We start from the raw sequence: 11,567 nt of genomic DNA, 5'->3' as shown, positions 1-11,567 counted from the left end.
ACGCTAGGCGCGGCGCTAAGACCACTTTATATTGCGCTTGCTGTTTATTGACCGATAGCTGGCTAAATTCAGTTATCACCCCATGCAAAGTACGGGGTAAGGTGGGCAGCGTTAAAGTGCTAAGTTGCATAGATAAGAGATGATGGGGTTTTGGTTGAAAAGTAAGGCTGGCTTTTTGAGTGAGAATGGCATCCGCGGTTAACTGTTTATTATTAGAAGTAAAAATGATTTCATAACGCCAAGGTTTATTTAGGGTTTCTTGTGCTTTAAGGCTTAACACTGATAGTTCTGAAAGGTGTTTAATACCGTCAATGGAAAGCGTATAGTGATTAAATGCAGCATGACTCATTCCACTAATTAACTGTACCAGTTTATCCATGCTTTATTCCCGACTCTCTAAATATTTTGTTATTATTTTTCAATAATTGAAAATGATAAGTAAATTTATGTTAATAAAATACGTATTTTTTCTATTTATTGCAAATTTTTTTATTAGGTGAATCCATGCTTTTTAATTTTTATTATTTATAATAAGGCATAGATGGTAATAGTAATTAGTGAGCTATCCATATTGTGTGATTTTTTAATAGAAAAATAATGCGGTTTATTGTGCTGATAAGCATGGAGGCTAATTATGGTTATATTTAGGTAAAATCAATTCTCTAAGTATGACACCTATCTATTAATAAGTAATAGATAGGTATTATCATTTAATCCTTATCCCTCTTGGGCCATTTTTTGTAGTGTTACAAAATCCACTTTACCGGTTCCCAGTAAAGGGAGTTGATCAATAATACGAATATCACGCGGCACCGCTAGCGTTGAGATACCCATTTCACGGGCGGCTTGATTTAACCCTTCTCGAGAAATATTTTTTGACGAAGAGAAGAGGACAATGGCTTCACCTTTGGTACTGTCACTCTTAATGCTAGCCCCATGTATTGCTTCGGCATCTACTTTATGAGCAATCGCTTCGACGCTTTCTAGCGATACCATTTCCCCACCAATTTTAGCAAATCGTTTTTGGCGACCTTTGATGATAATAAATCCATCCTGATCAATATCAACAATATCACCCGTATCATACCAATTCTTGTGCTCACGTCCTTTTTCATCGATAACACTTGGCGCAACCAATTTACCTGGATTATCAGCTAATAAGTAGCCTTTCATAAGATTAGGCCCCTGTATTTGCAAGCGTCCACCTTGATCAATTCCAGGAATTGGTATAAGACGTGTGACGATTCCTGGTAAAGGTCGTCCAACCGTCCTATCTTTAAAGGCTAATGGGACATTTAAAGAAATAACAGGGGAACACTCAGTGACACCATATCCTTCTAATATACGTAAACCAAATTTTTTGTACCAAAGTTCACGCGTACTTTCGCTTAATTTTTCTGCGCCAGCGACAACATAGCGTAAACGCGAGAAGTCATACGGATGTGCGTTGCGGGCATAATTATTTAAAAATGTAGGCGTACCAAATAAAACAGTACAACTTTGATCATAAACAATTTCTGGTACCATTTTGTAATGTAGCGGATTAGGATAGAGAAAAACGCGACATCCTGAGTATAAAGGTAAGAGTAAACATACGGTTAAACCAAAAGCGTGAAAAATAGGTAAAGTTGACATAAAGCGATCGGTTGGCATTGGGTCAACAATACTTCGTATTTGTTCAACATTGGCGAGTAAACTGGTGTGAGTGTGAACCACCCCTTTAGGGCTACCTTCAGAGCCTGAGGTGAATAAGACCATCGCCTCTTGGTCTGGCTTAGCGGTGCGTTTAAGAAAGCGTGGGAAAAATTGATAAAATCCTATCCATAGCTTGTTTTTAACCGTTAATGACTCTTTTAAGTCTTCAAGATAAATCCATTTTACCCCCTTTACTTCTTCAACAAAATGGGTCAATTTTCCTTTTTGTAGGAATTTTCTTGAAGTAATAATTGTTGTAATTTCCGCCGCTGTAACAGCACAATTCAGCGCCTGCGATCCTACCGTATAGTTTAATAATGCTGGAATACGGTTTTTTAACGATAACGCGTAAAGGGTTGAAACCGTAATAACAGCGTTAGGTAGTAGAACGCCTACTCGTTCTTTGGGTGATGATAGCTGTTCGACAATACAACTTATACCTAAGATTTGTTGTAATAGTTGACGATAAGTTAGTTCTTTAACTGTTGGATCTTTTATAATTGGCGTTTTAGCACCGTAACGAACTTCTGCTTCGAGCAAGGCATCAAACAAGGTTAATTTAGGTCGGCTTGCCATGCGGGATTCCATCATAATTTGATGTAATTTTTCTCCAACGATATAACGTCTTTCGCTTGAGTCAGTGACATTTGGCATAGCAATACTAGTCGGTGTTAAAACATGAATAGTAATTTTAGGAAATAGTTTTCGGCGAAATATTCCTTTTAAACGACTTGTAAATGTAAATTCTGCGCCTTCAATCCATACAGGAACAATAGTCGCTTCGGTGATAGCTGCAACAAAAGCGATACTGTCGTAAATTTTCATTAGAGAACCCGTGACGGTAATACGTCCTTCTGGAAAAATAACTAATGGTCTCCCTTGATTAACTTGACGTGCTAAATTTTTTACGGCCATAGGATCGGCGGGATCGACCGCTAAAAAATCAAAATACCGTCGTGTTAATTTAATTAACCAATGATCCATATATCCAGAATAAATAGCAAAGACTGGTTTTACTGGTAGAAAAATACCTAACAAAATACCATCTAGAAAGGAAACATGGTTGGAGGTAATGATCAATTTATCATGATTTAAATGATTAAGATTACCTTTGACACGAACATGAAAAAAAAATTTAAGTATATATTTTATGGCATTGATTATCATAAAATGTCTCTTAGTATCTGGCAAAATTACCTTCTTATGATAATATAGCCAAAAATTTGTCAGACAAGCTTTTTTTGCAAAATTATTATTAATACTCTGTCATTATTAGGTTAAATCATCTATCCAAAGCCATTCATTTATCACGTTTAATTTTACTTTTTTGTGATTTGATCAATGACATAAAATAAGTCAATCCCATAATCAAGCCAGATTGATAAATGCCGTAAAATAATGCTATAAGAAAGCACAATCGATTTAACTAGTAACAGGAAATTAGATAACTCTTGCACTTAAATAAAAAGTAGCATTACCCACCCATTTTATTTGCTTTGCTGTTTAGTTTTTGTTAAATTGATGTAAATTTGGTCATCTATATATTGGTGGCGACTTATTTAAGATCACTGCTAATTCATCATTTGATGATTTTTTCTGAATTTATAGAAGTGTGCTATTTCAATATTAGCCTTGAATGCTATATAAAACATGATCTAGATTAGCATAATGACATTGATAGCATTTGTGATAACAAGTTGCCATAAATAAGTATGATAAGTCCCTGCTCTTTCCTATTCTAGTTAATATTAAACTTAAGTTCCTAGAAAATTAGCTTTGTTTCTGCTGTATTGATTGTGAGGGAAATAATAGATTTTCTGAAGATGTTAACGCAAGAATTATAATCATCACCAATATATTAAAAACGATTTTTTTACTGTTTGTCCCCATTTTTATAAGGAGAATTATCTTGTGGACTAAACCTAAAATAGAACCATTACCAGAGCTAGAACCAATTAAAATTAGGCATTGGCTGATAATTGGTTTAATTACTTTGGTTGCTATCACGCTTCTTGGTTTTATTCTTCTACCTAGGCGTTATCAAGAAAATTATCCATTATTAATCTTATTCATTTGTGGCTGTACATTGATGATGACGGGCGTCCTATTTAGTATTCGATTATTTATGTATGGCATACAACAAGAAAAAAATAAAATTTGGTATGAAGAAACCCAATATCTACACCAACAGTGGCAAAATTGGGCGATGCAATCATTAGCTATCCTCGATAGTGTTATCATCTTACCTGATAATCTATCCAATCTTGTTGACTCAATAGTGAATAACGCTCAATCATTACCTATTGACTATACAAAAATTAATCAGTTTGAGAATACGGATGACACTTTTTACTTTAACTGTTTTGATGAAATATTTGCTAATATAGCAGGAAATTTGAATAAATTTGAGCAGCATCTTAAGTTAATTATTTGGTTAGATAGTTATGATAATCCCACCGTACTAGAACAGGCGATCTATCAAGCTGCCAATAAATGGCAATTGAAACAAAAAATTGAGTTAAATCCTTACCCGATTCATACAGGCAACGCCTTAATAATAAATCAACTGATTGATGATAACCAACCAGCACTTTATTTGATCATTTCCAATAATGCTCAATCGCAAACCAGTTCGGCGTTTATTAGTGCTTTGTTAATGGTAAATACACAATTATTATCCACCATGGATGAAATCAAACCACAAAGTTATCTGTTACGTTCTATGCTGACGACACCATCTGAATATGAAGCGGCAATACAACAGATGCTTGATATCCAACCTGCTTTTAACAACACGACGCAGTGTTGGCATAGTCAAATTGATGGCGAAGCGCTTAATCAGTTAACCATGGTGCTGGCTAAAAATGATATTGTTACCACCACACCGTTAGTTCGTCACGACATTGATGGTTATTTTGGGATACCAAATGAAGAGATGACTTATTGGTTATTACTTGCCTTAACCAGTCAACTATGTAAAAAAAATGGACAACATCATCTAGTGGCAACCCAGTTAAGGAGTAATAGGGTGCTTAGTTTATTATGCCCAGAAGTAAAAAATAAATTAAAACGTGGCGCAGTGTGAAAAATGACAGATGATAAGTTGGCTCTGTCCTATATTATATTGAAATATTAGGCTAAAACTCTAAAACTTGTCCATAGTTAGCTTATATTACAAAAAATTGCTATGGCGATAAAATAGAAGAAACCTATAATCAATTAAGTTTTTTACTACAATTGGTCTATTTATAATTATGATATTAACGCCAACATTAACAATAACGGTACCATTTTCGCCGTTACACTTCAGCGACCAACAAATCAATGTTGCCACAATTAGACAGCAGTTAGCCGATTTTGGCTGTTGGTCTCTTGAGCAATTTAAACAAGAGATAGCGGTTGAGCAGTTGGTGTTAGCTCGTAGCCACTATATGGATCAGTTATTACAACGGTTATGGCAATACTATCTTTTTGAACCACAAACGGGGTTTATTTTTAATCGTCATCGTTTGGCCCTTATTGCCGTAGGCGGCTATGGGCGTCAAGAATTGCATCCCCTTTCCGATATTGATTTACTGATTTTGACTGATAAGCCTTTACCATCGGAACAACAACCTAAAATTGAGGCATTAATTCAGCTGTTATGGGATTTGGGATTAAATGTTGGACATAGTGTGCGAACACTAAAAACGTGCATTGCTGAAGCAAAAAACGATTTAACGGTGATGACCAACCTAATGGAGTCGCGTTTAATCGTTGGTAATCCGCAGCTGCTGAGTGATTTACAACAAACGATTTTTTCCAAAACCATCTGGCCTTCTTCGCTATTTTATCAGGCAAAAGTCGAAGAACAACAAACACGGCATCAGCAGTATCAGAGTAGTAGTTATAAATTAGAACCAGATATCAAAAATAGTCCTGGTGGATTACGCGATATTCAAACCATTAATTGGATCGGTATTCGTCATTTTGGGCGTTGTTCAGCCAAAGATTTATCGCCATTTCAATTTCTCACTGATGAGGAGATAGATGAATTGAGAACTTGTCAGCGATTTTTATGGCGTATACGTTTTGCATTGCACTGCGTGGTAAAGCGCTATGATAATCGTTTGCTGTTTGATCGCCAATTAGCGATTGCTCATCTGCTTGGTTATCAAGGTCAAGGTAATGTTCCCGTTGAACATATGATGCATGATTATTATCGAGTTGTACATGCGGTAACCGAACTCAATCAGATGTTATTACAGCTTTTTAGTGAATCGATGTTAACTCAACATCAGACTCAGCAAGTGTATGCTATTGATACGCATTTTGTCGTAAGAGATGGTTTGATTGATATTACGAATAATCAGCTATTTATCCATGATTCAAGCATGATTATGCAGCTATTTTATACCCTATTAACTCAGCCCAAAGTACGGGGTATTTATTCTAATACTATTCGACAACTACGTCATGCCAGACGACATGTGACCAGCTTACTTTGTGAAGATCCTAAATCTCGCGCCCATTTTTTAGCCATCATTAAACATCCAGAGGCGGTGATCAAAGCATTAATACCTATGCACCAGTTGGGCATTCTAGCCATGTATATTCCCGGTTGGAAACAGATTGTTGGTTTAATGCAATTTGATCTTTTTCATACTTATACCGTTGATGAACATACCATGCGGGTACTTCTTGAGCTGTATAGCTTTACTACAATTGAAGGTCAACAACGTCACCCAAATAGTTCACGTCTTTACCAACAATTGTCAAAACCCTATTTATTAATTATTGCCGCCTTGTTCCATGATATTGGTAAGGGATTAAACGGCGATCATTCCATTCTTGGTGCTCATGCATTACAGCAATTCTGCCAATTACATGATTTACCCCAGCAAGATAGCGAGTTAGCCGTATGGTTAGTTCGCCAACATTTACTTATGTCGGTCACTGCACAAGGTCGCGATATTCAAGATCCCGCTGTTATTCAAGCCTTTGCGCAACAAGTGCAATCGCAGCAACGTTTACAATTTTTACTTTGCTTAACGGTTGCTGATGTTTGCGCTACGAATGAAACATTATGGAATAGTTGGAAACAGAGTCTATTGCGTACGCTTTATATTGCGACAGATAATGTGTTAATGTCCGATTTACAGCACGCGCCACGTCCGTGGTCCATCGTTAAACAGCATAAAAAACAGGCAAAACGATTATTATCACAATACCCAATTCCCTATGAACAAGCCAAATCATTATGGCGACGTTATAGTTTTGACTATTTTTTGCGTTATTCGCCTGAGCAAATTGCTTGGCATACCGTTAATCTCCTTAATCATGATTTACAAAAACCGTTAGTACTACTTCGTCCAAAACCCGAACATGGCGGTACAGAGCTATTTATTTATTCTCCTGATAAACCTTTTTTATTTGCTAGCGTTAGTCATCAAATCGGTTACTTTAATTTGAATATTCATGATGCGTTGATAATTACCACAAAAGATGATTATGCATTAGATACGTTTATTGTGCTTGAACCAAATGGTCACTCTGTTAGCCCTGATCGTCAGCCTGCATTAATCCAACAAGTAGAAAAAGTGTTACTACAGACAGGATTTAAACGTCAACGAATTTATCGTCCCAATACCAAGCTACGCCATTTTGCAGTACCAACGCAAGTAAACTTTTTAGCCATGCAACGTTATGATAAAACGCATATGCAACTCATTACACTTGATAGACCAGGATTATTAGCGTATGTTGGAGAAGTATTTACCCAACTACAATTATCGTTACATAGTGCTAAAATTGTGACGATTGGTGAACACGTAGAGGATCTATTTATTTTAACGGATAAAGAAGGATATCCACTGACTGACACCATGTGTACAACGTTACGTCAATTACTTATCGACGTTATTGACTCTCTGGACGGTGGTCGTGGTTAATTAAAAGAGCTGCCCTTTAATCCGTTGTAAATAGGCGATATGATTAGCCTAAAAACGTTTATATTTATCGATTGTCATTTTAGACGATATTAGCATTGAGTGCCTTATTTGGGATAAAAACATTATTTTGATTAAGGTAACAAAGATTACCACGATAAAGATGTAAGAAGGTTTACCTATAACGAGTATAAGTCGTTTATTGAATCGGTTGATTTCAATCAGCAAATAGTACGCATTTTTATAATTATACGAAGAGGAATATCAATGAAACTTTACTACACACCTAGAGCTTGTTCGTTGGCCGCTCACATCGCCCTTTGTGAGACCCACTTAAATTATTCGCTTGAAGCCGTAAATTTAAGCAATAAAACCACGGCATCGGGGCAAAATTTTTACGATATTAATCCCAAAGGTCAAGTCCCTGCTTTACTGCTAGATGATGATAAAACCGTATTAACGGAAGGTGCAGCAGTGCTACAATATATTGCTGATTTAGCACCTTCAACCAAATTGATTGCACCAGTAGGGGAAATTGAGCGATATAAAATTATCGAATGGCTTAACTTTATTGCTACTGAGTTACATAAAAACTTTATGCCTTTATTTAAACCATCTTCAGAGCAAGAGAAAATAAATGCCGGTGAACAACTTAATACCAAATTGGCTTATTTAGAAGCACATCTGAAAAAGCATAACTATTTACAAAATGATCATTTTACGATTGCCGATTGTTATCTATTTGTTATATTAAATTGGCGTCAAGTGATCCCAAATCTCGCTAGTTACCCAGCTATTGATAGCTATGTTGAGCGTATTAGCCAGCGTCCTGCGGTAATAAAAGCCATACAACAAGAAAATGAATCCTAACCATTAATACGGTAGCTAAGCTAATAAATAGTTTTACGACTGTTGAAACTATTTATTAGCTTTAAATATTCCTTTGACGGTATTAGTTATAGTTCATCTATCTGTGATTTAACTCGCTGAGAGGAAATAATAATCCCAAGTGATGAACATACAATCGCTAAAATGGCTAACCATTGGGTTATCGTTAATGACTCATGTAAGAAGATAAAGGCTGATAGAGAGCCCACAACAGGTGATAAACTCATTAACATACTGAAGGTTTTTGCTGAAATATGGGGCAATGCTATCATCTCTAAGCCATAAGGTAAGGCTGAGGCGAATATAGCGACTAACAATGCCATTGGTAATATCGATGGCGAAAACATAGTATGTATATCATTAGTAAATAATCCATATGGAAAGACAAAAAGAGAAGCGATAAAAATCCCAATCGCTGAGCTACCTGGACCATAGATAGTTCCCGCTTTTTTACCAAAAATAATATACATTGCCCAGCATAAACCGCTAACAGTGGCAAAAATAATACCAATAGGATCAATAGCAGCATGTGGTTGATGGATTGGTAATAGCATATATAGCCCTAGCACTACTAAAGCTAACCAACAAAAATCACTAATTCGTCGAGAAGAAAATAAAGCAACCGCAATCGGACCTGTTGCTAATTCGATGGCGATCCCAATTCCCACTGGAATTCGTTGTATGGCATGATAAAAAGACATGTTCATAATCCCAATAGCGATACCATACATAATAAGCGGCAAGCAAGCTGCTTTGGTTATTTTCTTTTTCCACGGTTTAAAAATCAAACAGAGTAACACCGCTGAAAATGTTAACCGCCAAGCAGCGACACCATCAGGTCCTAAAATCGGGAACAGTGATTTGGCTAATGAGGCACTACCTTGGACTAACGATACGGATAGTAGCAGGGTGAAAATTGGCCATAAGTTAATGAATGTCTTTCTGATCATATAAAATCTCGTTATCCTTGCTTTTATTACCTCTTCTTTATTTTGATTAAAGAAAAGGCATAAAATAATGAATCAGTGGTATTGTTGTTCTATTGATAGAAATACCACATGCCATTATAGTGATGTATTAAATTAAATTTAAATAGATATTAACCGTTTTGGGGAAAGTTGATTGTTACCGTAAATTCCGACACCTAGAAATTGTTGCTGTTGTTCATCACTAGCATAAATACGAACTAATTGATTTTCTGGTACTTGATCCAGCGTAATAGCAATACGCCGGCCCAATAATATATCTTGTCCTTGTTGCATTGAGATAGTGACCATGGGGTAATCTTGTACTGGACTATCAGCAGGCAAAAGATAAGTATATAACGCCGCATCATCTGGCTGTAATGCCATTAATTGATCTAATGAGACCATCTGCGCATAAGGATAATTTGATACTTGTAATCGTCTTAAATAGATAACATGTGCACCACAGCCTAACAGTTCACCCAGATCATCAATAATCGTGCGAATATAGGTGCCTTTAGAGCAATGAATTTCCAACTCCAGTTCATTACCTGTATAGCGTAGCAGTTGTAAATCATAAACGGTAATCTCTCGTGCTTCTCGTGGTACGGTGATACCTTGACGTGCATACTCATAAAGTGGCTTACCTTGATACTTAAGGGCCGAGAACATGGTTGGCACTTGTTTTAATGCCCCTCGAAATTGATCAAGAGCATGCATAAGTTGCTGCTCGTCAAAGCAGATAGATCGGGTTTGAATAATATTGCCATCGGCATCTGACGTATCAGTACGTTCACCTAGTTTAGCAATAACGCGATAACGTTTGTCTGAATCTAACAGATATTGAGAAAATTTTGTCGCCTCACCAAAACAGATGGGTAGCATACCCGTTGCTAATGGATCTAATGCGCCTGTATGCCCTGCTTTTTTAGCCTGATAAATTCGTTTTACTTTTTGTAAAACATCATTCGATGTCATCGCAGTTGGTTTATCTAATAATAAAACACCGTTGATATCACGGCCTTTAGGACGTCTAGACATGGTTTCGCCTTGCACAAACTATAAAAAAATCAATAAAAGAATGAAAATAAGATAATTATCCACTAATAAGGTTTTAGTGGATAATCATTGTGATTATCCATTATGGCGTTGATTATCTTTTCTAACCACATCTGTAACCAGATTAGACATGCGCATTCCTTCAACTAATGAATTATCATAAACAAAGGTCAGCTGCGGCACCACGCGTAAACGCATTGCTTTACCGACTAAGGTACGAATAAAACCTACTGCATCATTTAGAATACGGATACCTTGATCGATCTGTTGCTGATCTTGATCATTTAGAAAAGTAACAAAAATTTTCGCATAAACTAAATCACGTGATAAATCAACGCCCGATACGGTTACCATACCCAAACGTGGATCTTTTATCTCACGCTGTAAAATAATTGCAATTTCCTTTTGTAATTCTTGTGCCACACGCTGTGTACGACTAAATGCTTTTGCCATGATATATTATCTCGTTAACGTTACAGATAAATAAATCGGTTTAATCAATGACCGATCTTCGCTATATAAGATTAAAGCATAACAAAAAAATAAGGGACTGTCAGTGTTATGACGCCCCTTTATTATTCGTTATCGATGCTATTAGATGGTTCGTTTAATCTCAATCGTTTCGAAAACTTCAATCATATCGCCAACGCGAACATCATTATAGTTTTTGACACCGATACCACATTCCATCCCGTTTCGCACTTCATTAACATCATCTTTAAAGCGGCGTAAAGATTCGAGCTCGCCTTCATAAATAACGACGTTATCACGTAATACGCGAATTGGATTGTGCCGTTTAACCACACCTTCGGTAACCATACAGCCCGCAATCGCCCCAAATTTTGGTGAACGGAATACATCACGAACTTCCGCTAATCCAATGATTTCTTGTTTATATTCAGGTGATAACATACCACTCATGGCTTGTTTGACTTCATCAATCAGATCATAAATCACCGAATAGTAACGTAAATCGAGATTTTCCCCTTCAACTACTTTACGTGCCGAGGCATCTGCCCGCACATTAAAGCCA

9 protein-coding genes are annotated in these 11,567 nt (G+C 36.5%); 3 read left to right on the top strand and 6 right to left on the bottom strand.

The annotated features are described in order from the left end of the window. Positions 1-379: contractile injection system protein, VgrG/Pvc8 family (locus O970_RS08515; RefSeq protein WP_036563139.1), on the bottom strand; the 379-nt coding region annotated here is incomplete at its 3' end. 338 nt (positions 380-717) lie between these two features. Beyond that, positions 718-2,862, bottom strand: coding sequence for a bifunctional acyl-ACP--phospholipid O-acyltransferase/long-chain-fatty-acid--ACP ligase (gene aas, locus O970_RS08510; RefSeq protein ID WP_024496683.1), 2,145 nt, complete (start codon positions 2,860-2,862; stop codon positions 718-720). A gap of 742 nt (positions 2,863-3,604) precedes the next feature. Between aas and O970_RS08505 the strand changes: the two genes are divergently transcribed. The 3 genes from O970_RS08505 (at position 3,605) to gstA (ending at position 8,492) form a co-directional block, all read left to right on the top strand. Next, the gene (locus tag O970_RS08505) at positions 3,605-4,780 is read left to right on the top strand and encodes a hypothetical protein (protein ID WP_024496682.1); all 1,176 of its coding nucleotides are present in this window, start codon (positions 3,605-3,607) and stop codon (positions 4,778-4,780) included. 169 nt (positions 4,781-4,949) lie between these two features. Then, entirely contained in the window at positions 4,950-7,625 is a 2,676-nt protein-coding gene (gene glnD / locus O970_RS08500; RefSeq protein WP_024496681.1) for a bifunctional uridylyltransferase/uridylyl-removing protein GlnD, read from the top strand. A gap of 264 nt (positions 7,626-7,889) precedes the next feature. Then, the gene (gene gstA / locus O970_RS08495; protein WP_024496680.1) at positions 7,890-8,492 is read left to right on the top strand and encodes a glutathione transferase GstA; all 603 of its coding nucleotides are present in this window, start codon (positions 7,890-7,892) and stop codon (positions 8,490-8,492) included. An 86-nt stretch (positions 8,493-8,578) separates the two neighbouring features. Here the strand turns inward: gstA and O970_RS08490 are convergent, their stop codons facing one another. From O970_RS08490 to O970_RS08475, 4 genes are all read right to left on the bottom strand, one after another. Continuing rightward, positions 8,579-9,460, bottom strand: coding sequence for an EamA family transporter (locus O970_RS08490; RefSeq protein WP_024496679.1), 882 nt, complete (start codon positions 9,458-9,460; stop codon positions 8,579-8,581). Between the two features lie 138 nt (positions 9,461-9,598). Next, a complete protein-coding gene (gene truB, locus O970_RS08485) occupies positions 9,599-10,516 on the bottom strand; it encodes a tRNA pseudouridine(55) synthase TruB (RefSeq protein ID WP_024496678.1) in 918 nt (305 codons plus the stop codon). A gap of 93 nt (positions 10,517-10,609) precedes the next feature. Next, positions 10,610-10,987 carry a 30S ribosome-binding factor RbfA gene (gene rbfA, locus O970_RS08480; protein WP_036563138.1) on the bottom strand — a complete coding sequence of 126 codons (378 nt, stop codon included), beginning with the start codon at positions 10,985-10,987 and terminating at the stop codon, positions 10,610-10,612. A 141-nt stretch (positions 10,988-11,128) separates the two neighbouring features. Next, positions 11,129-11,567, bottom strand: a 439-nt coding sequence (locus O970_RS08475; RefSeq protein WP_036563137.1) for an EF-Tu/IF-2/RF-3 family GTPase, incomplete at its 5' end; no start/stop codon positions are given.

Origin of the sequence: Candidatus Schmidhempelia bombi str. Bimp, assembly GCF_000471645.3 — a bacterium.
Taxonomy (GTDB): domain Bacteria; phylum Pseudomonadota; class Gammaproteobacteria; order Enterobacterales; family Orbaceae; genus Utexia; species Utexia bombi.
Note: the sequence above shows the minus strand (reverse complement) of the source record. Positions and strands in the feature narration are given on the sequence as shown.